General features: G+C 43.4%; 24 protein-coding genes. 11 read left to right on the top strand and 13 right to left on the bottom strand.

Features of this window, described 5'->3' with window-relative positions; all coding sequences use genetic code 11:
- Positions 1 to 59: 59 nt before the first annotated feature.
- The 5 genes from QR722_RS17855 to QR722_RS17835 form a co-directional block, all read right to left on the bottom strand.
- Positions 60 to 713: a response regulator transcription factor gene (locus QR722_RS17855; RefSeq protein ID WP_286284330.1), complete on the bottom strand. Its 654-nt coding sequence runs from the start codon at positions 711 to 713 to the stop codon at positions 60 to 62.
- 305 nt (positions 714 to 1,018) lie between these two features.
- Complete coding sequence (locus tag QR722_RS17850) at positions 1,019 to 1,621, bottom strand: phosphoribosyltransferase (RefSeq protein ID WP_286284329.1); 603 nt, start codon at positions 1,619 to 1,621, stop codon at positions 1,019 to 1,021.
- A 74-nt stretch (positions 1,622 to 1,695) separates the two neighbouring features.
- The gene (locus QR722_RS17845; protein WP_286284328.1) at positions 1,696 to 1,899 is read right to left on the bottom strand and encodes a hypothetical protein; all 204 of its coding nucleotides are present in this window, start codon (positions 1,897 to 1,899) and stop codon (positions 1,696 to 1,698) included.
- A gap of 389 nt (positions 1,900 to 2,288) precedes the next feature.
- On the bottom strand, positions 2,289 to 2,741 hold the full coding sequence (locus QR722_RS17840) for a thioredoxin domain-containing protein (RefSeq protein WP_286284326.1): 453 nt from the start codon (positions 2,739 to 2,741) through the stop codon (positions 2,289 to 2,291).
- Between the two features lie 256 nt (positions 2,742 to 2,997).
- Positions 2,998 to 4,713: a DNA polymerase/3'-5' exonuclease PolX gene (locus QR722_RS17835; RefSeq protein WP_286284325.1), complete on the bottom strand. Its 1,716-nt coding sequence runs from the start codon at positions 4,711 to 4,713 to the stop codon at positions 2,998 to 3,000.
- A 172-nt stretch (positions 4,714 to 4,885) separates the two neighbouring features.
- Between QR722_RS17835 and QR722_RS17830 the strand changes: the two genes are divergently transcribed.
- The gene (locus QR722_RS17830) at positions 4,886 to 6,037 is read left to right on the top strand and encodes a thioredoxin family protein (RefSeq protein ID WP_286284324.1); all 1,152 of its coding nucleotides are present in this window, start codon (positions 4,886 to 4,888) and stop codon (positions 6,035 to 6,037) included.
- Between the two features lie 159 nt (positions 6,038 to 6,196).
- On the opposite strand, the gene QR722_RS17825 is transcribed toward QR722_RS17830, so the two are convergent.
- Together QR722_RS17825 and QR722_RS17820 are read right to left on the bottom strand one after the other, a co-directional pair.
- Positions 6,197 to 6,982, bottom strand: coding sequence for a hypothetical protein (locus QR722_RS17825; RefSeq protein WP_286284322.1), 786 nt, complete (start codon positions 6,980 to 6,982; stop codon positions 6,197 to 6,199).
- A gap of 13 nt (positions 6,983 to 6,995) precedes the next feature.
- A complete protein-coding gene (locus tag QR722_RS17820; protein WP_286284321.1) occupies positions 6,996 to 7,613 on the bottom strand; it encodes a hypothetical protein in 618 nt (205 codons plus the stop codon).
- A gap of 402 nt (positions 7,614 to 8,015) precedes the next feature.
- On the opposite strand from QR722_RS17820, the gene QR722_RS17815 reads away from it, so the two are divergent.
- The 3 genes from QR722_RS17815 to QR722_RS17805 all read left to right on the top strand — a co-directional run bounded on the left by QR722_RS17815 (position 8,016) and on the right by QR722_RS17805 (position 10,152).
- The gene (locus QR722_RS17815) at positions 8,016 to 8,465 is read left to right on the top strand and encodes a DoxX family protein (RefSeq protein ID WP_286284320.1); all 450 of its coding nucleotides are present in this window, start codon (positions 8,016 to 8,018) and stop codon (positions 8,463 to 8,465) included.
- Between the two features lie 9 nt (positions 8,466 to 8,474).
- Positions 8,475 to 9,173 carry a pirin family protein gene (locus tag QR722_RS17810; protein WP_286284319.1) on the top strand — a complete coding sequence of 233 codons (699 nt, stop codon included), beginning with the start codon at positions 8,475 to 8,477 and terminating at the stop codon, positions 9,171 to 9,173.
- An 85-nt stretch (positions 9,174 to 9,258) separates the two neighbouring features.
- The gene (locus tag QR722_RS17805) at positions 9,259 to 10,152 is read left to right on the top strand and encodes a LysR family transcriptional regulator (protein ID WP_286284318.1); all 894 of its coding nucleotides are present in this window, start codon (positions 9,259 to 9,261) and stop codon (positions 10,150 to 10,152) included.
- A 39-nt stretch (positions 10,153 to 10,191) separates the two neighbouring features.
- Here QR722_RS17805 and pdsS read toward each other — a convergent pair whose 3' ends face one another.
- Positions 10,192 to 12,375 carry a proteobacterial dedicated sortase system histidine kinase gene (pdsS, locus tag QR722_RS17800; protein ID WP_286284317.1) on the bottom strand — a complete coding sequence of 728 codons (2,184 nt, stop codon included), beginning with the start codon at positions 12,373 to 12,375 and terminating at the stop codon, positions 10,192 to 10,194.
- Between the two features lie 3 nt (positions 12,376 to 12,378).
- Complete coding sequence (gene pdsR, locus QR722_RS17795; protein ID WP_286284316.1) at positions 12,379 to 13,071, bottom strand: proteobacterial dedicated sortase system response regulator; 693 nt, start codon at positions 13,069 to 13,071, stop codon at positions 12,379 to 12,381.
- Positions 13,072 to 13,286: 215 nt separating this feature from the next.
- Between pdsR and pdsO the strand changes: the two genes are divergently transcribed.
- The 3 genes from pdsO to QR722_RS17780 are packed head-to-tail and all read left to right on the top strand — an operon-like array spanning position 13,287 to position 16,742.
- Entirely contained in the window at positions 13,287 to 14,021 is a 735-nt protein-coding gene (gene pdsO, locus QR722_RS17790; RefSeq protein WP_286284315.1) for a sortase-associated OmpA-like protein PdsO, read from the top strand.
- A gap of 37 nt (positions 14,022 to 14,058) precedes the next feature.
- Positions 14,059 to 16,170, top strand: a complete 2,112-nt coding sequence (locus QR722_RS17785) for a marine proteobacterial sortase target protein (RefSeq protein WP_286284314.1) — start codon at positions 14,059 to 14,061, stop codon at positions 16,168 to 16,170.
- 20 nt (positions 16,171 to 16,190) lie between these two features.
- Positions 16,191 to 16,742: a class GN sortase gene (locus tag QR722_RS17780; protein WP_286284313.1), complete on the top strand. Its 552-nt coding sequence runs from the start codon at positions 16,191 to 16,193 to the stop codon at positions 16,740 to 16,742.
- A 56-nt stretch (positions 16,743 to 16,798) separates the two neighbouring features.
- Here the strand turns inward: QR722_RS17780 and QR722_RS17775 are convergent, their stop codons facing one another.
- Entirely contained in the window at positions 16,799 to 17,713 is a 915-nt protein-coding gene (locus tag QR722_RS17775; protein ID WP_286284312.1) for a M14 family metallopeptidase, read from the bottom strand.
- A gap of 259 nt (positions 17,714 to 17,972) precedes the next feature.
- Between QR722_RS17775 and QR722_RS17770 the strand changes: the two genes are divergently transcribed.
- The 3 genes from QR722_RS17770 to trmB are packed head-to-tail and all read left to right on the top strand — an operon-like array spanning position 17,973 to position 20,394.
- On the top strand, positions 17,973 to 18,905 hold the full coding sequence (locus tag QR722_RS17770; protein ID WP_286284311.1) for an ABC transporter ATP-binding protein: 933 nt from the start codon (positions 17,973 to 17,975) through the stop codon (positions 18,903 to 18,905).
- Positions 18,905 to 19,675, top strand: coding sequence for an ABC transporter permease (locus QR722_RS17765; protein ID WP_286284310.1), 771 nt, complete (start codon positions 18,905 to 18,907; stop codon positions 19,673 to 19,675). Before QR722_RS17770 ends, QR722_RS17765 begins: the two co-directional genes overlap by 1 nt.
- 17 nt (positions 19,676 to 19,692) lie before the next feature.
- The gene (trmB, locus tag QR722_RS17760) at positions 19,693 to 20,394 is read left to right on the top strand and encodes a tRNA (guanine(46)-N(7))-methyltransferase TrmB (RefSeq protein ID WP_286284309.1); all 702 of its coding nucleotides are present in this window, start codon (positions 19,693 to 19,695) and stop codon (positions 20,392 to 20,394) included.
- Positions 20,395 to 20,402: 8 nt separating this feature from the next.
- On the opposite strand, the gene QR722_RS17755 is transcribed toward trmB, so the two are convergent.
- A complete protein-coding gene (locus QR722_RS17755) occupies positions 20,403 to 21,122 on the bottom strand; it encodes an EAL domain-containing protein (protein WP_286284308.1) in 720 nt (239 codons plus the stop codon).
- A 203-nt stretch (positions 21,123 to 21,325) separates the two neighbouring features.
- Between QR722_RS17755 and panP the strand changes: the two genes are divergently transcribed.
- Positions 21,326 to 22,948 carry a pyridoxal-dependent aspartate 1-decarboxylase PanP gene (panP, locus tag QR722_RS17750; RefSeq protein WP_286284307.1) on the top strand — a complete coding sequence of 541 codons (1,623 nt, stop codon included), beginning with the start codon at positions 21,326 to 21,328 and terminating at the stop codon, positions 22,946 to 22,948.
- A gap of 22 nt (positions 22,949 to 22,970) precedes the next feature.
- Here the strand turns inward: panP and panC are convergent, their stop codons facing one another.
- The gene (panC, locus tag QR722_RS17745; RefSeq protein WP_286284306.1) at positions 22,971 to 23,825 is read right to left on the bottom strand and encodes a pantoate--beta-alanine ligase; all 855 of its coding nucleotides are present in this window, start codon (positions 23,823 to 23,825) and stop codon (positions 22,971 to 22,973) included.
- Between the two features lie 22 nt (positions 23,826 to 23,847).
- Positions 23,848 to 24,645 (bottom strand): 3-methyl-2-oxobutanoate hydroxymethyltransferase, encoded by a 798-nt coding sequence (gene panB, locus QR722_RS17740; RefSeq protein WP_286284305.1) that lies wholly within the window; start codon positions 24,643 to 24,645, stop codon positions 23,848 to 23,850.
- Positions 24,646 to 24,703 lie beyond the last annotated feature (58 nt).

Here is a 24,703-nt window from a genome sequence, read left to right as displayed (position 1 = left end):
TAATGCCACTTTTATCCACCCAGAGCACCACAAAGTAGGAAACTTATTATGATCTATTATCAACTTTCTACTGACCACAGAATGGCGGCCCGAGTTAATTCCTCGCCGGATTGTAAATTCAGCTTTCTTTTAATATTACTTTTATATGTCTCAATTGTTTTAATGCTAAGATTCAGATCTGCAGCAATAACTTTAGTTTTTTTGCATCGACCTATGCCTTCGAACACTTGCAACTCTCGATCTGATAAAGACGTTAATGGGGACAGGGAAGTACAATCAGTTTTACCGGTAATCCTTCTGAGTAACCTCTCGTTAATCAAGGAACTAACGTAAATTTTATTGTTGAGGACTTCTCTTATTCCTATAAGTAATTTTTCCGCCGAATTTTGCTTGTTAATATAAGCAAGCGCACCAAAATTCAGAGCCCGTTCGGCAAATAATTCATCATCATGCATTGACAGCACTATGATGGGCATTGCGGGACGCCAGCGGCGCAATTGTTTGACTAAGTCAAGTCCATTACCATCAGGTAAGGATATATCAACAATAGCTAGATCGGGTTTCACTGTTTTTTTTAACTTGGATACTTCTTTCACACTGGCGGCTTCTGCGCAAACTTGCAGATCCGGCTCACCGTTTATTAGTTGTTTTAACCCTTGTCGTACTAGTTCATGGTCATCTATCACAAACACTTGTTTTTTGGTTTGTTCCATAATTTGACACTCCAGATATAATGAGTGACAACACCATTTATCCACAGATTGAGTTGTTCTTAATTTTTCAGCTTAACTCAATTAACTGCTCAAATAGTGTAACGATTGGAACAAGTATCATAATTTACTTTGCTCAGCAGATAGTTGACCTACATCAATTTACTCAACTATATAGCAATTGTATGTTGTGGAAAAGACAGGGCTTTCTTATCAAAACGCTAATAAAGAGCTTGTAAATGACTTGCAATAACCGGCAACGCAATTGCGCGAATCTATTATTAAGCAGATGATAGTCTGCTGTATGTTCAGCTACTGCGCCTAGTTAAGTAACTTAGCACCTGTTCATCGTTGAGTTGGGGAAAAGACTGATACCAATTACCTACAGCTTGAAACATCTCCGGAACAGCCAAGCATATGACTTCATCAACTTGCTTTTCTACCTGTTGCAGAGCCGAATCTGACGCCACCGGAACTGCGATTACAATTTGCCTGGCCAGTTGTAATTTCAGCGAGGAAATTGCGGCTAACATAGTCGCTCCAGTTGCGAGGCCGTCATCAACCAAAATGACCACTTTGTCATGTATATCCGGTGCGGTTGATCTACCTCGATATAATTTTGTACGCCTACTTAATTCATCTTCCGCGAGTCTTTTTTGATGGTTCAGTTCGCGCTCGCTGACTCCAAGAGATTCAATTAGTGAAGAATTAGCAAAGAATATTCCTCCTTCGGCAACGGCGCCTATCGCGAGTTCGCTTTGGTATGGGGCTGATATTTTACGCACTAAAATAATATCAAGTGGAGCCGTCAGCGCTTGAGCTACCTCAAAGGCGACTGGCAGTCCGCCACGAGGCAATGCAAGCACTAGGGTGTCAGGGCGGCCAGCATGGGACATGAGTTGCTTTGCCAATAATCTACCTGCTTCTCCCCTATTTACGAAAGGTAATGATATAGTTTCCTTGGAGTTGTTTTTATGTTGTTGTATCAATGTACTTTACCTTTTGCTGAGTCAAAGCAATCAGAACGCCAAATACAATCGAGCTGGTCACAGATTCCCGATTGCGCGGTCGCAAAACAGTCGAAGTTACCTTCATTTAATTGAATTGCCTTAATTAGTCGTGTTTTACTCATTTTTGTACGAGAGATGCCACGCTCTTTTGCTATCGCAGTAATGTCTTTTATTTTCATTTTTCGATCACCATCAACACATTAATCATTGAACATTATTGCGCTTATGTGGCAAATACATTTGACTTCGGTCAAGTTATTGTTGGGATTTTCGGAACTCCTAGTTTTGCTGATAGGTGATTAGGTTTAACAATAGGAAATAAAGGAAAACGAAGATTTTTAACTCATTCATTTTACAGAGATATGAGCTCGGTGGTGAAAAAAAGCATTGCCCAAAATGTTGTGGCGGTAATAAAGATCTGTACCAAGAATCCTCTTTTGGTCTTCGCGGGTACTAATATCAACCAGCCAATCAAACACCCAGTCAAAAGAAGTTGTTGTGTAAATATAAATAAATTCATATCTTCCACGCTAGCATTCAGTGACTTTACATTCGGTATATTTAAACTTCATGGTTTTGATTCGGACAAGGAAAAATCTTTCACCCATTTAACAATATCCTCGGTTGTTGCTAACGAATTGGAACGCGCAACCTCGTGGTTATGATGAAATATTGTGATAGTGGGAGTCGTTTTTACACCTAGCAACCAGGCCAGTTCTTTGTCTTTATCAATATTTACCTTTGCAAGCCGAATATAGGGCTCTAAAAAGCTAGCACATAAATCATAAGACAAAGATATATTCTTTTTTGGGTCACTTTTTGGGGCGTAAAAAATGATCACAATTGGCATTTCATTGCGCTCTAAAAACATCAGGATATTCAAAGACGACAGGCTTAGCGGTTTACCATTAAATAACTTGGTATTACACCTTCCACACATTGGCGAGTGTTCAACGAGTGCCAGTGGAACACGATTCACGCACCAACATGCAGGACAAACTAAGTGAGTTTTTTCGCGCATATGCTTATGTCCTATCAATCAAATTAAACTGCTATTAGATAACAACCTAAAGAGGCTTTTGGCGCTAGGCTCGACTGATGTATCGTCGGCTTGTTGGTATGAAGGTATAGTGTATATCTGAAACAGGTTTGACCGAGGTCATGTTTTTGACGTGTTTCAACTTAGCGGGAATTTGCTCTTGGTACTCACAAGTCCCATTGTTACCATAAGCGTAAGGAATGTGAGGAAGCTTGATTTTGTTGTGCTAGTGCAGTATTTATTTACCTAGATATCGTTTTATTTGGCGCAGAGATAAGGTGTTCAAAATGTCTGCTTTTTCCAGCCAACCGCGTCTCGCTTGACCAATGCCAAGGGATAAATAATTCAACTCTGCGACGTGTTGTGCGTAAGAACTGACGCATATTTTCACGCCTTCACTTTTGGCCATTTGGCAGTATAATTCTGAAAGATCTAATCTATCAGGATGAGCGCTAAGCTCTAATGCACAACTTTGTTGCCTAGCATGCTTGATGATTTTGTACATGTCAGCATCGAAGGCTTCACGTTCTTTTAGCAGTGCACCAGTTGGTTGAGCCAATATAGAAAAATGCGGATTGTCCATCGCTTTTACTATTCTTGCCGTTTGCCTTTTTTGCGACAAATTAAAATGCTCATCAATCACGGCTATCACAACATCAAATTTAGCTAAGGTGGAGTCTGACATGGGAAAGGTGCCATTTTCCAATATACCTATCTGTAACGTTTTTAACAGTGTGACGCTATTTGTTTGATTAATAATGTCAATTAATTCTAGCTGTTGGTCAATGAAGTATGGATCAGTTTTTGTGTGCTTCAAAACCGCCTGTGCGCTTAGGGCCAAACCTAAAAAGTTGAAATTTTGTTTGCTAGCTTGCCTTGTCATCTGGTTGATATATTGATGATCGAGTGGCACCGTTGGACAAATATGCATGTCACCTTTAAGTTGGTTAAAATCAACTAACACTGGCAGTTGTTTTTTCTCAGCCGCTTCAATTTCTCCATTATTCTCGCGCAATTCAGCTGGGATCCACGGTAAGTTAACGGCTTTTAGAATGGATGATTCCGTTTTTCCGGCGATTTTCTTTCTCCCCTTGAACACGCCATATTCATTTATTTTAAGCCCAAGTTGCTTTGCCCGCTGGCGTAGCGCGATATTGTGGGATTTTGAACCAGTAAAGTGGTAGAGCGCTGAGCCATAGCTATTTTTATCAATGGTACGTAAATCAACTTGTATTTTTTGCTCCAGAACAACACTGCAGCGCTTAGCGCCCTTCGATAGCACTTGGCTCACCTTAGGGTAATGCACCAATTTGTCTATCACCTTTTCAGGTTGCTCGGTGCAACTTAGAATATCAATATCATGAATACAGGCCTTCTGGCGTCGATAGCTGCCCGCGATGATGACATTTTCAACAATCCCGGATTGCTGCAGATAAGCTAGCAATGGCTCAGCATAGGTCGCTGCTAATGCTAGCTTGAAGCTTGGTTTATTGCGCAGGTTGGCTTCCAGGGTATTGATAAGCGTCTTTTCGCTTTTAACCCCAAAGCCAGGAAGCTCCCGTACCTTGTTGTCTTTCGCCGCCCTTAATAACTGTTCAGGCGTATGCACACCTAATTCATAGTATAAAGTATGAATGCGCGAGGGCCCCAAACCAGGAATATGCAATAAATCAATTAAACCAAGTGGAGCGTCTCTTAGTAACTGGGTGAGCGTATTGCACGACTCGGTTTCAAGTATTTCGATAATCTTATTTGCCAAGCTAGCTCCGATAGTGGGTAAGGCTTTAAGATCTTTTCCCTGTATCACATAGGCCCTGATATCCTGTTTAAAATCGGATAAAAATCTGGCTGCACGACGATAAGCCGTTACGCGATAGCTATTCTCGATTTCCACACTGAGAATATCTGCAATCTGATTGAATATTTTTGCAATTTGTAAATTGTGTTCAAACATGTTTGTGTCACTATAAGTAAGCAATGTTCACCTTAGTAACTGATTATCTGCAAACTTTTTTGATAGCCGTCAATGAAAAGGTCAAAAATGCTGTTTATTTCTATTTGATAGAGATCAAATTATTGAACATATACTTGCTTATTATTAGAGAGGTTTTCGTGAGAGCTCACTAATGAAATTATTGCTGATTTTGGGAAGTTTAATTGGTCTAATTATGCCTTTGCCAGTTAGCGGGCAAAGTCAAGCTACTGACTATAAAGCTCAAGATCAATGTTTTACCGTTGAGGTGTTTTCAAAAAAATCCTGTCCTCATTGCCAAGATGCCTATCAATTTCTTGAAGATATAGCGAAAACTTACCCTCAGCTAACCGTTGTCAAGCGGGATGTCGAAGACAATCAGGACAATTTACAGCATTTTATCTGGCTTAACACTCGTTACCAAATAGATATGCCTGGGGTACCTTCGTTTTATGCTTGTGGGCAGTTTTGGGTTGGCTTTGAGCCGTCTGTTACCCTGAATAATCTGCTTCTTCATACCGATCTTGCTGGCAAAGCGCCGCTAAATCAGCACAGCAATCCAGAGCAATCCATTAGCCTGCCTTTTATTGGCCAAATAACGGCGGGACAATATGGATTACCGCTATTTACGCTAATGACAGGATTGCTAGATGGGTTTAACCCCTGCGCAATGTGGGTGCTGATGTTTCTTCTTTCGTTGTTAGTTAACGTCAGAGATCGCAAACGTATGCTTTTGATTGCAGGTACCTTTGTGATAGTCAGTGGCGTGGTATATTTTGCGTTTATGGCCGCGTGGTTAAACCTGTTCCTGATTATCGGTATTTCAAGAAACATCCAAGTTGTGATTGCACTTGTCGCACTAATTGTGGGAAGTATAAATATTAAAGACTACTTTGCTTTCAAACAGGGTATAACCTTGGGGATCCCTGAATCATCAAAAGCAGGATTGTATGAAAAAGTGCGGGGTATTGTACAGGCTAAAAATATATCCACTGCGCTGTTCGCAGTGGTGGTCGTAGCAATACTTGTAAACTTACTTGAATTGATTTGTACCGCTGGGTTACCGGCAATATATACCCAAGTTTTAACCTTGCAACAATTGCAACCCATGCAATATTACGCCTATTTACTGTTGTATAATCTGGCCTATATTTTTGACGATGCATTGATGGTGGGTGTTGTGGTATTTACTTTACAAAAATACAAATTATCTGAGCGACAAGGACGCTGGCTAAAATTAATTAGTGGCTGTTTTATTTTGGCGCTAGGTGGATTACTGTTATTAAAACCTGAATACTTATTTTAATGCTAGCTTAATTTGCCAGCTAAAAACCAGCCTCGCAAATCAAAGTAATGGCTAGCATCTGGTGGATAAAGTCAGTTTACATGAAGGCGGGGAATAGAGGGGTGTTAAATAATTAAAGCTCTAACAACCCTCAATTATGTTGATTATGACAATAATAAACTAGTAATAATATTTGACAGAAACTCCTATTCCAAAATCTGGACTGCTGTCACTTAAGCCCGCATAAGAGTAAGCCGAAATTCCCCAGGAATTTTCAAGTCGATGATAAACAAATGCACTTAGTTCGCGAATGTGTTCACCATCATAAAAAGAAGATTGTCTAAAATCAAATGCTAGACCTACCTTTGTTTTACTTGAATAAAGATATACCGCTCCTACAGATCCAAACCATACGTCTTCAAGGTCTAATCCATCAGGCTCTCCTCTAACTTTGTATCCAAGGGTACCGCTGAGATAGTAATCATCATAAAATTTAAACAAATTAATTTGCAGTGAATAGTCTGTTTTTCCCGTTCCTAAGCCTTTTTCTTCGTCTGCTGTTCCGAGTTTGATCTTTGCTCCTAAATCTACTGCAATGTCTAAATCATCATTTCTGTAAACGTCAAAAAAGGTTATTCGGCCGATAATGTCTCCTATCCCACTTTCGGTGCGTTTTTCACCGCCACCAATAACAATCTGTCCATCGGTGTCAGTAACCACAGTACCTTTTGGCGCACGCACCGAAAGATAAGGTATCGTAACTCCGTAACTCATCGTATCTCCAACATATTTTAGCGTAACGGGGACATACCATTCTTCAATCGTTTGATCACCTCCATAGTCACCATTTGAATAATCCGCACCCGTAGAAAAAATTAGATTATTATCTGTGGCCAAACTGCAGGTGCTGCCGCAGACAAGAGCAACTGCCAGGGCAACCTTGAAGGAGTTCTGAAGTGAATTCATGTTAAACCTCCAATTATGGTTGATTTAAAGGAGATTTATCTGATAAACGTTTTTGCATTTGTTGTTGATGCTCCATCCGAATCTGATTTCGCTGTTGTTCAGATGTCGCTGATTTGAGCTGCTCTCTATAGCGATTACGCTCTTGCTCAGTCATTTGATTTCCAGCAAAAATAGTACCTCCAATGCCATCGTCAAACTGCGGGTCATTTTGTTGTTTCGCCTGAATACGCCGCTGATGCTCCATTCGAATTTGATTTCGTTGCTGCTCAGATGTTGCTGATTTGAGTTGTTCTCTATATTGATTTCGTTCTTGTTCTGTCATGGCTTCGGCACCGTATATCATACCGCCCATACCATCATTAACGTGATCTCGGTCCCTGTCTCTGTCGCGCTCTCGGTCTTGATCTCCATCTCTATCCATTATTCTGTCGCGATCTCTGTCTTGATCGCCATCTCTGTCCATAATTCTATCGTGATCTCTATCTCCTTCTCGGTCACGATCTGATTGATGCTCTCGGTCAACTTGACGAACAGTATCGCGGTCTCGATTTTGATTTTGAGAAAAAGCAGGTAAAGAGGTGCTTACTACTAGGGCTGCTGCTATCGCTAAAGAAATATGTTGGTGTTTCATAGTTATCTCCAGATGTAATTAAAGCTAAAATAGCGTGCGTACGTCTTAGGATAAAATCACATATTTAACGCTTTGCAATTTGACTAGGGTCAAATTAGCTATAAATAGTCATACAGTAGTTGACCAATTCATCTGTCATGGGTTGGAACAATTGTCGTGTTTAGTGGGTTTTAACCGTCAAGTTTTAAAAGTGAATTTTGATGCTGAATTCTCCTTGCAATGGGCTATTTACCAGCAATGGAGAATAGAGTGGAAGTTAGCTCAAATTTTTTGAACTTAAAGTTCAAAATTGTCCGATTTCGATTACTTAAAAATATCAATATACTCATCATAAATGTAAGTAAGCAGCTTCTCAAATGGGGTTGTGAAGCTTTTTGGTTCAAAAATTTTGAGGATTATGTTGTGAATAAATTATTTTTAGGAAAGGTATTGGCTTCTGATGCGGGGTTTGGCCCATTGGCGTTACGTGTTCCGGTTGGAATTATATTTATCGCCCACGGTGCGCAAAAATTATTTGGTGCCTTTGGTGGGTATGGATTGGAAGGTACAGGTCAATGGATGGCATCCATTGGCATGCAGCCAGGATATTTGATGGCATTGCTTGCCGGTAGCGGCGAGTTTTTCGGTGGCTTATTTATATTGCTGGGATTGCTAACTCGGCCGTCGTCAGTAGTACTAGCGATCACTATGTTAGTGGCTATTTTTAGCGTACATTTTCAACATGGTTTGTTTATGTCTAACAATGGCTATGAATATGCCTTAGCCCTGCTGGCTGCTTCCGTTTCTTTAGTCTTCTCAGGCTCAGGAACGCTAGCATTTGATAAATTCATCGCAGATAAAATTAATGCATAGGAGGTTGTAATGATTACGCTCAGAAAAGCCAGTGAACGCGGTAAAGCCAATTTTGGTTGGCTCGACAGTAAACATACTTTCTCTTTCGGTTCCTATTATGATCCACAACACATGGGGTTTTCGGTTTTGCGGGTGATCAACGACGATGCTGTAGCAGCAGGCGCAGGTTTTGGCACCCATGGGCACCGTGATATGGAGATTATTAGCTATGTGACCAAGGGCGTAATTGAACATAAAGACAGTATGGGGAATGTGCAGTCTTTGCCTAAAGGTGAATTCCAACTGATGTCAGCTGGTCGCGGCGTGCAGCACAGCGAATACAACGGTTCTAAAACCGACGTGTTAACTTTTTTACAGATTTGGATAGAACCAAATGAGAAGGGCGGCGAGCCAGGCTATCAGCAAAAACAGTTTGGTAACAACCCGGGTCTTACGACTATTATCACGCCTACGGGTGAAAATGGCACCTTGAAAATTAAGCAAGATAGCCGTTTGCATCAAATTATTTTGTTGGCGGGTGAGACGCTTACCTTTGCTGCCAACGAGGGGCGAAAATACTACGTGCACCAAGTCGAAGGTACCATGTCGGTCGTTGGTGAAAGCCTCGAACAAGGAGATGGCGCCAAAATAGAGCAAGAATCGGCTCTTGAGTTGTTCAATCACTCAGCACAAACGGCTAGCGCATTGCTATTTGATTTACCTGCGTAGGCCAGCCTAGCTTAGTGAGTTGTGTAAAGTGGGGAGTTTGCTTAGTATTGGGTGGACTCCCTTTTTTAGTATCGAGTAATGTTAAATGCATCATGCCATCACACTGGACGCCTTGCGTGTGTTAAACGCTATTCAGCAAAAAGGTAGCTTTGCTCAAGCGGCCAAATCCCTTTTCAAAGTTCCCTCAGCTTTAACTTACACCATGCAAAAACTCGAAACGGATTTAGGGGTTGAGCTGTTCAATCGAAACGGCCAACGTGCCGTGCTGACCGAGGCTGGTGAGTTATTGCTTGCTGAGGGGCAAACGTTACTTGCGGCAGCCTCAAAGCTTGAGCAAAAAGTACGACAAGTTGAATCCGGCTGGGAGACCAAGTTGGTAATATCCAAAGATACTATTATTGCCAACCAGCCAGTGCTGGATGTTATGCAACGGTTTTGCTTAATGGACAAACATGTGGAGATCAGTTTGTTTGAAGAAGCCTTGGGCGGCGGTTGGGATGCTTTGCATTCACAACGCTGTGATATTGCCATTGGGGTAACCGGTGAGTTGCCCAAAGGCCAATACGAAGTGCATAAAATGGGTGAAGTAGAATTTGTATTTGCGGTGGCTAATCATCATCCTTTGGCGAATTATGTCGGCGTACTGGAAGCCGAACAGATGTTTGATTTTCCGGCGGTGGTGGTAGCCGATAGCGCGCGTATTTTACCGGCTCGATCCCATGGCCTATTTGAAAGTAAGCAAATTATCAGAGTGCAGAATATGTCCGCAAAGATTGATACGCAAGTGTCAGGTCTGGGTATAGGCTTTCTGCCGCGGCATTTAATTCAGCAGCAGGTCGAACAACAGCAATTGGTTATAAAAACCACCTATCTGCATCGCCCACTAATACCCGTTTATATTGCATGGAACAAACAGCAACCGGGCAAAGCCCTTAACTGGTTTATCCAACAATGCAAACAGCAAGATTGGTTGCTATAACGGGTTGATTGGAGTCTATGTCTTGCGCTTCAACTGACATCAGCTATCAAAGCTGATAGTGACCTCAACACCTGTTTTATCGGCTTGATTGTTGATGCGTATGGTACCCTTGTGATATTCAGCGATGATTTTAGCGATATATAAGCCTAGCCCTAAATGTGTTTCTCCGGCGTCTTGTTGGCGACGCACAGATACCATGGAATCGAGCAACTGTTCGTGCATATTCTCTGGTAGTAATGGGCCTTGATTGGCAATGCTAAGGTAAACTTGGTTATGTTTAACCGTTAAGCCGATGCTTATAGGCGAGCCAGGTGCGCTAAACTCAACGGCGTTGGCGATAATTTTATCTAGCATCTGCGAGAAAAGCTCCGGTGAACCAGTTAGCTTATGTTGAATATTGCCAAAAGAGGTTTCAAACTGATGTTGCGGGTACGCAGCGCCATAGCCTTCGCTGCAACCTCTCAATAATTCACTCAATTCAAATTCTTCCCTATCACTATATTGAATCGCTTGCTCTAAACGAGTCGCTTCACTCATGTTACTGAGTATTTTACTTAGCCGATTAATCCCAGTTTGAGCCCGTTCAATATATTGCTGTTTTTCATTATCGTCATTGGCGCCATTGGCGCCATTGGCGCCAGATTGTTCTAATGACAGGTTCTCTAAAGACGATTTAACAATGGCAACAGGGGTGCGCAACTCGTGGGACAAACGAGCGCTCATGTTTTCTAAGTAGCTATTATATTGTTGTAATTTGTCCAATACAGTATGGAAGGTTCGAGACAGATCACCGATTTCGTCTTTGGTTTCGGAGCGGGGAATATTGGTTAAAATTTTGCCATTTTCGTCTATCGCAGACTCGGTTTGATTGCGTAATTTACGGATCCGAAATGAAATACGGGATGCGAATAAAAATAAAGCGCTCGTGCCTAAAAATACCACCGCGAGTATCACATGAAAAAGTTGCTCCAAAGCTCGATTTCGCAGCGTCCGAATACCGTGAGTGGTCTGTTCAACCACCACTGCGCCCATCACGGTGTCATCGATAAATATTGGATGAGCCGCTGACAAAATCACCGCCTTGTTGTCAGGTGTGAGTCGCCATTGAGAGCTGGCCTTGCCTGTTAGCGCGTCCGCTAGATCCTTACCTTTTAACGCATAAGCATTTTCAAGCTCATCAACAAAATCTGCCGGCGGCTTGGTTAAGACGTGGTAGTAGAGGGGAAATAACCAATTTTGCTCAAACCGTTGCCACCAATCATTTGTGCGACCATTTACCGGCGCTGATCGTACGCCTGTTGCGGCCTGAATACTGCCAGAACGAGCCAAAACCCGCATGTGCTTGTCTACTACCCACACTCTGGCGTTTGAATATTTTAAGCCTTTGAGTATTTTTTCAATCTCTGGAGAAGGAATTAACACCGTCCCCAAGGAATCCGGTTGATTGGGGTTGGCGGTACCAATAATATATTTTCTTTCACGGCTTTGCAGCGTATCTACATCAGTGATGGCAAAGGCTATTTTGCTAGACATGATATCTAGTGGAAAACGCAGTTCTATGTTGTATCCGCTGGGCGTTTGTTGCCAAAAACCTTGAATGGCGGTTTCTAGATTTTGGGGCCGATAAGATTCGGGATTGTCATCGAGTAAGTAAGCGTTCACCCAACCCGATTGTTGTGGGGCTACAATATAGCGACGAAAAACCCCAATAGGGTCGGTCACAGCAATCAGTAAATAGTCATTGCGGTCAACCCGCAAGCTATTGTTGGGTCGGTAAATCAGCGTGTCATCGGTGACTTCAAACATGGCATACAAGTACTGGTTGTATTGCCCAACCATATGCTCGAACTGCAAGCTTTGCGGGTCATAAGCAGTAGTTTGCTCAATTAGTTGCATTTGAGCATAGCGCAAAGACAAGTGACGGTAATCTTGCCAATCATCAAGTTTGCCGTCCAGACGGATCGGGTCGATTATTTTATGGGCATACAGATCCGTGCCCGGTTTCACATCTTGCAAATAGGAAGATTGGCTATCAAATAACGACGGGCGTTCGTGCAGGGCGGTAGCCACCGCTCTAGCAGTACCTTCCATGGTTTGTTCTTGGCCGATACGTAAGTAACTTTCTAGTTCCCAGACATATTTGTATCCTAGCCAGGGAATCGCGAATAAAAACAGCGACAAGAATAATAGTTTAAGGCGAATACCAAAGCGTAAGCGAAACATGAGCTATTGGGCTTTCCAGCGGTAACCCATACCATAGACAGTTTCGATCCGGTCAAACTGAGAGTCTATCTGCACAAATTTTTTGCGTATGCGCTTTATATGGGAGGTGATGGTGGTGTCGTCGACCACCATCTTCGATTCATCCATTAATTGCTGGCGACTTTTCACGTGTCCCGCGTATTTCGCGATGGCATGTAGCATCCAAAACTCGGTTACAGTCAATTCGATTGGTTGCTGCTGCCACCTTACTGTCATGCGGTTACTGTCCATTAGCAAATGCCCTGATTCAATCAAGTCGCTAGCGAGTTGCGGTTGATTAAGCAATGCAGTGCGGCGAAAAAGCGCGGCAATTCGTGCTAGCAAATGCGGTAAGCTGATATCCTTGGTGAGGTAGTCATCTGCACCCATGCGCAGACCGCAAATGGTATCGTAATCATTATCTCTGGCGGTAAAAAAGATGATTGGCAGCGTTTTGGACAAAGATCTTAGTTGCTGGCACAACATAAAACCACCATCTATTTCTTCGTTCAAACCTATATCCACAACTGCCAAGTCGGGTAAGCGCTGGGTAAACGCACGCTCAGCATCAATTCGACTGCTATAAGTGAGTACTTCATATCCTTGTTTCTGCAGAGCAGATGCATAATTTTCCCGAATGGCTGGGTCATCTTCCACAATGGCTATACGTTTTGACATAGGACTACCGCTTAAGTTGTTATCAACAACTATATCGTAAAAAATTCTTCAACCCATGCCCTTTTGTCGGCTATGCGGTAATTTCCATTTTTTCGCCACATTTGCTCACCACATTGCCATTATTGCTCCCACAATTCGCCAGAAAATCGCGTTTTACTTATCTGCAGTGAAACAACAACGATATCTTAATCCCTGCCTACCTTTGGAGAACACTAATGAAAAAACGTATTATATTGCCACTGACCCTGCTGGCATTAAGCCTGTCAACATCCTCTTTCGCCTCTTCCGCGAGCAAAGAAGAACAAACCAATCAGATGTTCGGATTCGGATCCGGTGCGGCTGCGGGCGCTCTGGTCGGCGGCCCCGTTGGTGCAATTGTGGGCGGGATAATGGGTATTTTAATCGCTGAAGATGTCAATAATGATGAAAAACTTGATTCTGCGGCCGTTGAATTGGCCCAAACCCATGCCCAGTTGTCCCGTCGAGATAGCCAACTAGTGGCATTGCAACAACAATATGAACAGGCACAAAGTGCTAGTCAAATGCAGTTAGTCGCGATGGATCACGAAATTGAACGAGTGATGCAGGATATCGAGTCAAACATTCAATTTCGAACCGGTTCCTATGTTTTGGAAGAACACTTCAAAGGTCAGTTAGATTTGGTCGCTAAGGGTCTCAACGGCAATCCAAAGTTGCAGGTCACCCTTACAGGTTTCGCTGACGCTCGTGGTGACGATGTTTACAATCAAGGTTTGTCCCAACAGCGAGTATTGAGTGTCAAAAGCTATCTGGAAGGTAAAGGAGTGAATGGTAAGCGGGTACTTACTTATGCTATAGGTGAGGCACAGCCGGTATCTGCCCAATCATCTAACGAAGACTTCTTTTTTGACCGCCGTGTATTAGTAAGAATTGCTCAGGGTCAGGTTTCAATGACTGCAGCCAATCAGTAGGGGAAGGACCGTGATCAAGCGCATGAGGTTTGTCATTGTGCTGTTGTTATTATTGTTAATCGGGGCATTGCAATATGCAATGCCGCTGTTACTTAACAATGAAAACAAAGCGCAGGATTCGTCCCAGTCTAAATTAAATATCAACCTTTCCTACGAAGCCTTTAATGGGCATACAGCACAACAATCTCTACCAAATGTATATGTAGAAAACTATCAGCACGTTGAGCAAGGTAGTATGTTTCTTCAAAAAGAAGGTCAAGCAGGGTATTTACTCTCGCCGTTATTAGATACGCGTGTGGATATCAACATTAGCGGTTTGGTTGCACGGGCAACGGTGACGCAAGTATTTACCAATACCAGTGATGATTGGGTAAATGGTATCTATGTATTTCCGCTGCCTGAAAACGCTGCGGTGGACCATCTGCAAATGCAGATAGGTGAACGCACTATAGTTGGACAGATTCATCCTAACAAAAAAGCCAAAGAAATTTATAAACAGGCCAAGCGCGAGGGCAAAAAAGCCAGTTTGTTGGAACAACAACGGCCGAACTTGTTTAAAAACTCGGTGGCCAATATTGGTCCGGGTGAATCGATACAAGTGACTATCGAATATCAACAAGGGGTTCAATATCAAGGGGGGACGTTTAGTCTGCGCTTTCCAACCACGATCACTGAGCGCTATTTGCCCTCCAATGAAACGGCTAGTGATGGTGCTGAAATCGGTCATAGCGGGTGGGCATTAACCCAGCCAAGTTATAAATCCCCCTCCACAACCGGCGTGGCGAATGAGGATCATATTGAAAGATTAAACAAGGTATCGATAGATGTGCGGCTTAACCCCGGTTTTGAGCTTGAGCAGATTGACAGCGAATTCCATCCTATACACACCGCAGAGAAAGGACAGGGCCGTTACGAAATCTCATTGCAGCAAGATATGATAGCTAACCAAGATTTTGTGTTGAGCTGGCAGCCAAGCCCTAGTCAATTGCCTAGAGCAGCGCATTTTATACAGCAAGGAGAAGACGGATTTTATGGCATGGTAATGATGATGCCTCCCGATGTTGATGCTCAGGATACCAGTATCGCCAGAGAGGTTATCTTTGTGATTGATACTTCAGGCTCTATGTCTGGAGAATCAATGCAGCAAGCCAAGCAAGCGCTTTATTATGCGGTTGAACACCTACCAGAAACTGACAGTTTTAATCTGGTGCAATTCGACTCTACAGCGAGCAAAATGTGGAATTCGGCTAATTTTGCTAGTACGGAAAACAAAAAGCGAGCACTTACTTACATTAATGCTTTGAGCGCTGATGGTGGTACTGAAATGTTGGCTGCGCTGCAATTGGCATTAGGTAATCAGCCCGAGCAAACAGAGCGAATTCGCCAAGTGATATTTATTACCGATGGCTCTGTGGGTAACGAAAATCAACTATTTGAATATATTCATGCAAATCTACAAAAAAGCCGCCTGTTTACGGTTGGCATAGGTTCAGCGCCAAATAGCTTTTTTATGACTGAGGCCGCCAGAATGGGCAAGGGCACTTTCAGCTATATTGGCTCTATCGATAATGTGCAGCAAAATATGCAGCAGTTATTCAGCAAATTGACTCACCCTGTGCTGGCAGACCTATCGATGAATTTTTCTACAAACGTAGAGGTATATCCGAGCAACTTACCTGACTTATATAAAGGCGAACCTGTGATGGTGAGCTATAAATCGGCTCTGCCGTTGGATAATCTCAAGCTCACTGGCAGTTTAAAACATCAATTTTGGCAGAAGAGCTTGTCGTTGCAACAAAGTGCCAACCAAAGGGGGTTAGATGTTCTCTGGGCTAGGCGCAAAATAGCTCAACTTGGCAGGGATAGAGTATTTGGAGGGGAAGCAGAAGCTATAAATCAACAAATTGAACACCTTGCCATGGCTCATCATTTGGTCAGTGAAATGACCAGTCTGGTGGCGGTAGATGTGACCCCAACAGCATTAGATATCAGCCAAGACACTACGGTTAAGTCCCATCGGCCTAAAGGCCAACTTCACGCTGTAGGGTCGTTGCCACAAACTGCTACATCAGCGCAACTGCAATGGATGTTAGGTCTATTATTATTGAGTATGGGTATATGTACGGTCATTTTCACAAAAAGCCACTAAGGGTTAGACTTCGGCAGGGCATGTGGCGTTACAAATGGGCGCTGTGCTGCTTTGTCGCCAGTACATATTTGTTTGCCGCTAGCGGCTACATTCATGTCAAAGCAGTGCTTGCCCAATATTTGATAGAGGATGCTTGGAATCAAAGTCTTGCCTCTGGCCAGCCGGTATCCCCTTGGGCGTGGGCCGATACCTATCCGGTAGCTAAACTAACTCTGGCGCAGGAAGACTTCTATGTATTGTCGGGAGCATCTGGACGGGTTTTAGCTTTTGGTCCCGGTCATATGAGCAGTACTTCGATGCCTGGAGAACAGGGTAATGCGGTAATTTCCGGACACCGTGACACCCACTTTGCGATATTACAAAAGCTACAAGTGGGCGATGTGATCACGACCGAAACCGCCAAGCACAAAAGTCGTTATGAAGTTGCCGATATTCGCATCGCCCATCAAAGCCAAGTGGAATTGACTGAATCCACAGGAGATAACGTGTTGACCTTAATTACCTGTTATCCATTTGCAGGTATAGAGCCTAACCCAGAACTCAGGTACGTGGTGAGGGCCGTTCTGTTGTGAAATAATGCCAATGTTGTTAGGTCATCCCAACTGTTTTGCTGGGATGACCTTCGGCGTTACTTTTGGCGTTCTAATAGATAATCTAAGCCACCAACAATGGCGGCAACTTGCGCGTTTATGCAGTTTTCAGCATCAGAATTTGGACTGTCAGGATAAACTTCGGTGGTGGTAACAAAGTCACCGCCAGCAAATCCGCCACACAAATGTAGCTTCCGTTTGTCATAATTAATTACGCCATGTTGGGCCAATTCAACTCCGATTAACTTACCATCAGGATCCGCGGGCGCAATATGGGTTACTTTCGCCACGGAATCAATAATGGCTTTTTGAAATTCAGGAACAGGATTGCTGGTATCCCCTACGCCATAGAAACCATCAGGAATATTCCAATTGTGATTGGTCACACCGTCGCGGGCTGCTAGTGCCGGGCGAAATTCAGAGTTATCTGAATCAGTGGTTTCATGTAAGTCAAAATGGGCCAGTAGTTCAATATCCAGACTCTTCACATAGGCCATTGCTAACGCGGATTCTGGTGCCGGTGAGTCGGGATAAAATGACCGGTTGGGATCCAGCGCATAAGGACCCCAACGGTTTATGGTTTCATAACCCCAAGGGCTAATACATGGCAAGATGACAAAATTAAATGCTGACGAATAATGCTGAACTTGAGTTAAAGCGAAGCGAATTGCACCTTGAACACCACTGGTTTCATAGCCATGAACGCCGCCGGTAATCATGATATTTGGTTTGTTCGTGTCCCAGTTGGCTGATATGAGGGCAAATACTGGATAGCGCGATTCATCATAAGGTAAGGCACCATATTGAACCATTTTAAGTTCACTGGGCAGATTTGTTAGCTTGTCTAACACTTCTTGTTGATACTCACGTTTAACTTGCTGGGCCGCGAGCCATTCGAGTTTGTTCTGTTCGTCCCAGGCTTCGCCTAGGGTACCGATAGGGTATTGAGTCATGTTTCACCTTGAACTGCTATGAAGTGGAATGCCGTATTGAAGCTATGCGCGCTCAATCAATATTATATACGTTATCTGGCTGCACGTTAACATTGTCATGCTGAGGTTATCAAACCTAAGTCGTGACTTGAGTGCAGACAAACCCAAAAGATCACTGCTCCATGCAACACATTCACTAACACAGGTTCATTCAGACTTGATTTATGGCAAAATGACGCCACATGTACAGCAAAAATAAAATCCACTATTGGGAAGTTAAATGAAAGCTTTGGATATAAGCGGCCTTACCAAAACCTATAAGGGTGGTACCAAGGCGTTGAAAGGTATTAATCTAGAAGTGCAGGAAGGGGATTTCTTCGCCTTGCTCGGGCCTAACGGTGCTGGGAAATCAACCACTATTGGTGTGATTAGCTCATTGGTCAATAAGTCTACGGGAACGGTCAAGGTATTTGGTCATTCACTAGATGACGCCTTAGTAGAGGCCAAATCTTGCATAGGCTTAGTGCCACAAGAGTTTAACTTCAATCAATTTGAAACCTTGCTGCAAATCGTGATTAATCAAGCCGGTTATTATGGGGTACCCCGTGGTGTGGCTAAACAGCGCGCGGAAAAATACCTCAAGCAATTAGATTTATGGGAAAAACGCAATGAACCTGCCAGAGAGTTATCTGGCGGTATGAAACGGCGCTTGATGATCGCCCGAGCATTAATGCATGAACCCAAAATGTTGATCCTCGATGAGCCCACCGCAGGTGTCGATATCGAAATTCGTCGCTCCATGTGGACATTCTTGAAAGAAATTAATAAGCAAGGCATAACAATCATTCTAACCACCCACTATCTGGAAGAAGCCGAAATGCTATGTCGCAATATTGCCATTATTGACAAGGGCATCATTGTAGAAAATACCAGTATGAAAGCCCTGTTATCCCAATTGAATATGGAAACTTTTGTACTTGATTTGCCGGTGCAAAGCACACCGCCTAGTTTAACGGGCTTTGAATATCGCAATGTCGACGATCACACTATGGAAGTAGATGTAAAAAAAGATGTTGGCTTGAATGACGTCTTTAGGCAATTGACCGAGCAACAGGTTTCGGTTCTGAGCATGCGTAACAAATCTAACCGATTAGAAGAGTTGTTTGTCAGAATGGTTCAATCAGGCAGAAAAGAACAGGCAGGAGCAGCATAATGGCAAGTCGCAATTTTACCGCATTACGCACTATTTGGATAAAAGAGTGTACTCGCTTTCTGCGCATCTGGATCCAAACGTTGGTACCTCCAGCCATTACCATGTCATTGTACTTTGTGATTTTCGGAAGCTTGATTGGCAAGCGAATCGGCGATATGGGGGGCTTTTCCTATATGGAGTTCATTGTCCCTGGACTGATCATGATGTCAGTGATCACTAACTCCTATGCGAATGTGAGTTCGTCTTTTTTTAGTGCTAAGTTCCAGCGCAATATCGAAGAGTTGTTAGTCGCACCCGTACCTAATTGGATCATCGTGTTAGGTTTTGTTGGCGGCGGTGTGGCCAGAGCTATTCTGATCGGGATTATCGTCACTTGTGTGTCTATGTTGTTTGTGGATATTCAGATATACAACTTAGCGATCATTATTGTCACCCTGATTCTGACTTCATCCTTGTTTGCCACTGCAGGTCTTATCAATGCCGTGTTTGCCAAAACATTTGACGACATCAGTATGGTTCCGACATTTGTCCTAACACCCTTAACTTATTTGGGCGGTGTGTTCTATTCGTTAACTTTATTGCCAGAGTTCTGGCAGATGGTTAGCAAAGCCAACCCTATAGTGTATATGGTGAATGGTTTCCGTTATGGGTTTTTAGGTGTTTCTGACGTGGATTATATGACGTCATTGGCATTGTTGGTTGGTTTTAATGTAGTGCTATTTACGGTCGCATACCAACTGATAAATCGCGGTGTGGGTATTCGTAGTTAATGAAGAGTATTTACTAAATGAGCCACCACAGCAATGAAAGTGGTAATTCACGTAGGATTACCACTAACCAGCTTGGACCCCATGAAAAAATTCCACAGTTGGTTAATCGTCATCTGGCAAACACTAGTCAGAAGCCATTCAATCAACATACGATGGAAGCCTTCAAACAAGTGGTAGCGTGGCGAGATAAAATCGACCCAACGGCCGCACGGCCATTGATTTTCGATTCATGTTGCGGGGTGGGAGAAAGTACCGCACGCATCGCAGAACGTTTTCCCGACGCGCTAGTGGTCGGCATTGATAAGTCGGAGCTACGAACCCTTAAGCATGATCACTATGCACAGAATACCGCCAACTACATGGTCGTTCGAGCGGACGTGAATGATTTTTGGCGTCTAGCTCATCAAGCCAATTGGCAGTTGGCACAGCACTTTTTGCTGTATCCCAACCCTTATCCAAAGTCAGCACATGTGCAGCGCCGCTGGCACGCCTGTGCAGCGTTTAAAGACATTATTTTACTGGGCGGTTGTTTGGAAGTTCGCAGTAATTGGGATATGTATGTGCAAGAGTTCGCTATCGCATTACAAACCGCCGGTTTTCCGGCCACTACGAAAGAATACAGTGGCGCCAAAGCGGATACGCCATTTGAGCGTAAATACTGGGCTAGTGGCCAACAAAGCTGGCGTGTTACCTGCCAATTATCACCACTGGACCAATAACGGCAGAGTTATATAGATTGAGCCTCGGGTTTTGGTTGGCTAAAGTAAAAGCCTTGCGCATAGCGTATACCCATATCTTGGATTTTATCCAGAGTAGCTTTGTCTTCCACATGCACGGCAACGACAAAAATACCTTTTTTATTGGCCAATTGGGTTAAATGGTCCACAAATTCGTAAGTTTGTTGATTTTCCATCAGTTGGCTAATTAGTTTGCCGGCAATTTTGATCCCGTTCACCGGTAAATTTAGGATGCTATTGATATTTCCTGGCGTGGCGCCAAAGTGATCAATGTAAATTCCCATATTCATTTTTTGACATCGTTCAGCAAAGTGATGAAACACCTCAAGGTTGTCCAATACTACCGCAGCGGTCAACTCTAAACTTACCCGGCTTGGGTTTGGGTAAAACTGTAATACCTCGGCGAGGTTATCAAGTAAATTGGGGTTGAGAAGGTCTTGCACACCAATATTAATATTCCAGGCTGCATTGATATTGCGAAAATAAGCGGCACTTTGATTGAAAATAGTCTCAGTTAAGCGCTCGACTGACTGATGGCGCTCGGCAAGATAGAGGAACTCACTGGGTAAGAAGGTTTGTTCACAGGGTGTGACTAGCCGAGCAAGGCATTCGAAACGCCACACAGTATCATGGGAAATATCCATTATGGGTTGGAAAAACGGCACAACCCGGTCCAAATCAAAATGCTCGGTTACTTCTTTAATTTGCATCTCTATCCTCACAGCCTAGTATCATTTAACCATAGCACTTCTTTACCCTTGTGGAGAAACAATTAATCCTTAGTAGCGCGGTTTTCGGCTATTTTTACCGGTGTAACGGGTAACATTTGCCAGGCCCATAGGGTATTAGTTGGCCCAAAGGCAGAAGTGGGTTAAAGTCCGCCCCTGAAAGTTTTCAACCGAGGTTACGAAGAGTGGGAAAAGCCTCTGCCAGTATAGAGCATTTATACCGAGTATTTACCAAGCCAGAAGGTAAAGATTCAAAACTTGCGCAAATAGAAGAACATTTATCAGACAATTTGTCTGATTTTTTGTCTCAGCATGTGGTTACAAAAGCCAAATCGCTAGAAGATATCGAAAAGCACTTTTGTGATTATCAGGTTCCCGAGTCGCCGGAATTCGTATCCGAGCACGCGGAAAAGTTGTTAGATAAACTCGTTGCTCACTCAGTCAATACTTATTCGCCAACCTTTATTGGCCATATGACCTCTGCACTGCCATATTTTCATCTGCCGTTGGCGAAATTGTTAGTTGGGTTAAATCAAAACCTAGTAAAGATTGAGACCTCCAAGGCGTTTACTCCCCTTGAGAGACAAGTTCTAGGAATGACCCATGAATTAGTCTACGGTCAATCAGAAGTGTTTTATAATCAATATTTACACAGTGCACGTCAATCTTTGGGGGCTTTCTGCTCTGGCGGCACCATCGCTAACATTACTGCTTTATGGGTGGCTCGGAATAAAGCCCTGCGTGCTGAAGGTAAATTTAGAGGTATTGCACAACAAGGTTTAGCTGCTGGATTAAAGCATTACGGTTATCAGAGCTTAGGTATTTTATCCTCCAAGCGGGGCCACTATTCGTTATCGAAGGCAGTTGATATTCTCGGTATTGGCCGCGAACAAATGCTGATGATTGATTGTCCTACCCAGCGCCTATCACCAGAGAAAGCTTTGGCTTTAGGTCAAGAATTTCAACAGCAAGGGAATAAGTTACTTGCCATAGTCGGCATTGCTGGTACGACGGAGACGGGTCATATTGATCCCTTGGATGAATTAGCTGATGTGGCAAAGGAACTGGACTGTCATTTTCATGTTGATGCTGCATGGGGTGGAGCGACCTTATTCTCTAGACAACACAGGCAAAAACTAAAAGGTATTGATAGGGCCGATTCAGTCACCTTAGACGCCCACAAACAAATGTATGTGCCTATGGGCGCGGGCATGGTGGTGTTTAAGGATCCAGGAGACAGCAACGCGGTACGGCATCATGCTCAGTACATTTTACGGGCAGGCTCTAAGGACTTAGGTGCGACCACATTAGAAGGGTCGCGAAACGGCATGGCAATGATGGTGTATGCCTCATTTAATATATTTGGTCGCCAAGGCTATGAGTTGCTAATCGACCATAGCATCAAAAAAGCTAATATATTTGCCGAGATGATAGAACAGCATCCTAATTTTGAGCTGGTTACGGCCCCCACATTGGCGCTGTTAACTTATCGTATCAAACCAGAGTTTGTGGTTGAACCCTCTGAGGCAGAAAATGAGATTTTAGACCGGTTAACCGTGATTGTGCAGAAACAGCAGCGTGAAGCGGGTAAGTCTTTTGTATCGCGAACGCGCTTAGCAGTTGAAAAGTATGGTAGCCAGATTATAACGGTCTTTAGGGTCGTTCTCGCTAACCCCTTAACCACCAAGCAAGATCTGAAAAACATTTTACAAGAGCAGTTAGATTTTGCGAAAAAAACCAAAGCGTGGAAAGAGCTAAAAGCGGGCCGAGATTTGATGGTTGATGACAAAAAGCAGTCTGTCGGTTAGCCGCCAGACTGCTGATATGCATTTATACGTTGAGCGATATTTGGATATTATCGATTAATCGCGTGCGGCCCAAAAAGGCGGCGGCAAGCACTACCAGTTCAGTTTCTTCATGGCCAGGACTGAGTAATGTTTCTATCGAGCGGATCTCAATATAATCCACTTTCATATCAGCTTCTTTGAGAACTTGCTTTGCCTGTTCAACTAGCACACTGAAATCTCTGCGTCCTAACTGAATACTCTCGCGCAAACCTTGTAATACCTGATACATCGCAGGTGCTTTGAGGCGCTCTTCAGCGGTCAAATAATGATTCCGTGATGACATAGCAAGGCCGTCTGTTTCGCGCACTGTGGGTACACCGAAAATTTGCAAATTCATAGAAAGGTCAGTGACCATCGCTTTGATGACTTGTAACTGTTGAAAGTCTTTTTCGCCAAAAAACGCCATGTTCGGCTGCACCATATTGAACAGCTTACACACTATAGTGGCAACGCCTCGGAAATGACCTGGGCGACTCGCCCCACATATCATGTATGACAAACCTGGTACTTCTACATAGGTTTGCTTTTCTAAACCGCGAGAGTAAATATCGTCTGCATGAGGCGTAAATAGCACATCCACGCCCAATGCTTGCAACGAAGCTTTATCTTGTTCCAATGTTCGTGGATAGGCGGCTAAATCTTCATCAGGACCAAATTGTAGTGGATTCACAAAAATTGAGACCACTACTATTTCCGCGTGCTGCTTGGCTTGTTCAACCAAGTGCAAATGGCCCTGATGTAAATTACCCATGGTGGGCACGAAAGCAATAGTTTTGCCGCTGATTTGCCACTCACGGCGCAATTCACGAAGGGGGGTTATATCACTAATTTGCTGCATCAAATTTCCTTTATTCAAAGTGCTAATTGAAGCTGTGCAGCTCGCCAGGAAAGGCGCCAGACTGGACTTCTTCGATATAAGATTTGACGGCTTCGCGCATATCGCCAGTTTGCTCTAAATAATTCTTTGAAAACTTTGGCATATAGTTAGCGCTGATGCCAAACATGTCATGCATAACTAGAATTTGGCCGTCAGTTTTTGCCCCCGCACCTATTCCAATGACTGGAATATTTACCGCTAGAGTTATTTTTTCAGCCAAACTGGTTGGAACACATTCCAATACTAACATTTGAATACCGGCATGGGCTAAGGCTTGGGCTTGCTCAAGTAGTTGCTCGGCTTGCAAATCACCACGCCCTTGGACTTTGAATCCACCAAAAACATGTACAGATTGAGGGGTAAGCCCTAGGTGACCACAGACTGGGACGCCACGTTGATTCAGCCCTTTAATGGTTTCTAGTAACCAGTCACCGCCTTCTACCTTCACCATACTTGCGCCAGCAGCCATCAATTTAGCTGCATTATGGTAAGTTTGCTCTGAGTTGGCATAGCTCATAAAAGGCATGTCAGCTATCACAAAAGCTCTTTGTGTGCCTTGTCTGACGGAACGTGTATGGTAAACAATGTCGTCCACAGTAACAGTTAGTGTGTCTTCACTACCTTGTAAAACCATACCCAGAGAATCACCAATCAACATCACATCGATGCCTTGTTCATCGAACAATTTTGCAAAACTGGCATCATAAGCGGTTAGCGCAGTGATTTTTTGACCTTGTTGCTTCATGCTTAACAAGGTTGATGTGGTTACTTTTTTATTCATCTCTTATCACCTTTTGCTAACTCAAATAGCGCAGTGTCCATAATTAGGAGCTTACTGC

The sequence above is a fragment of the Aliiglaciecola sp. LCG003 genome (genome assembly GCF_030316135.1).
Lineage (GTDB): Bacteria > Pseudomonadota > Gammaproteobacteria > Enterobacterales > Alteromonadaceae > Aliiglaciecola.
Note: the sequence above shows the minus strand (reverse complement) of the source record. Positions and strands in the feature narration are given on the sequence as shown.

Coding starts and splice junctions, on each gene's coding strand:
- QR722_RS17810 (WP_286284319.1), top strand. CDS start 8,475: ATGATTACGCTCAGAAAAGCCAGTGAACGCGGTAAAGCCAATTTTGGT.
- QR722_RS17770 (WP_286284311.1), top strand. CDS start 17,973: ATGAAAGCTTTGGATATAAGCGGCCTTACCAAAACCTATAAGGGTGGT.
- pdsS (WP_286284317.1), bottom strand. CDS start 12,375: ATGTTTCGCTTACGCTTTGGTATTCGCCTTAAACTATTATTCTTGTCG.
- pdsR (WP_286284316.1), bottom strand. CDS start 13,071: ATGTCAAAACGTATAGCCATTGTGGAAGATGACCCAGCCATTCGGGAA.
- QR722_RS17775 (WP_286284312.1), bottom strand. CDS start 17,713: ATGACTCAATACCCTATCGGTACCCTAGGCGAAGCCTGGGACGAACAG.
- QR722_RS17840 (WP_286284326.1), bottom strand. CDS start 2,741: ATGCGCGAAAAAACTCACTTAGTTTGTCCTGCATGTTGGTGCGTGAAT.
- QR722_RS17765 (WP_286284310.1), top strand. CDS start 18,905: ATGGCAAGTCGCAATTTTACCGCATTACGCACTATTTGGATAAAAGAG.
- QR722_RS17835 (WP_286284325.1), bottom strand. CDS start 4,713: ATGTTTGAACACAATTTACAAATTGCAAAAATATTCAATCAGATTGCA.
- QR722_RS17805 (WP_286284318.1), top strand. CDS start 9,259: ATGCATCATGCCATCACACTGGACGCCTTGCGTGTGTTAAACGCTATT.
- panC (WP_286284306.1), bottom strand. CDS start 23,825: ATGCAGCAAATTAGTGATATAACCCCCCTTCGTGAATTGCGCCGTGAG.
- QR722_RS17845 (WP_286284328.1), bottom strand. CDS start 1,899: ATGAAAATAAAAGACATTACTGCGATAGCAAAAGAGCGTGGCATCTCT.
- QR722_RS17780 (WP_286284313.1), top strand. CDS start 16,191: ATGTGGCGTTACAAATGGGCGCTGTGCTGCTTTGTCGCCAGTACATAT.
- pdsO (WP_286284315.1), top strand. CDS start 13,287: ATGAAAAAACGTATTATATTGCCACTGACCCTGCTGGCATTAAGCCTG.
- QR722_RS17825 (WP_286284322.1), bottom strand. CDS start 6,982: ATGAATTCACTTCAGAACTCCTTCAAGGTTGCCCTGGCAGTTGCTCTT.
- panB (WP_286284305.1), bottom strand. CDS start 24,645: ATGAATAAAAAAGTAACCACATCAACCTTGTTAAGCATGAAGCAACAA.
- QR722_RS17830 (WP_286284324.1), top strand. CDS start 4,886: ATGAAATTATTGCTGATTTTGGGAAGTTTAATTGGTCTAATTATGCCT.
- trmB (WP_286284309.1), top strand. CDS start 19,693: ATGAGCCACCACAGCAATGAAAGTGGTAATTCACGTAGGATTACCACT.
- QR722_RS17755 (WP_286284308.1), bottom strand. CDS start 21,122: ATGCAAATTAAAGAAGTAACCGAGCATTTTGATTTGGACCGGGTTGTG.
- QR722_RS17820 (WP_286284321.1), bottom strand. CDS start 7,613: ATGAAACACCAACATATTTCTTTAGCGATAGCAGCAGCCCTAGTAGTA.
- QR722_RS17855 (WP_286284330.1), bottom strand. CDS start 713: ATGGAACAAACCAAAAAACAAGTGTTTGTGATAGATGACCATGAACTA.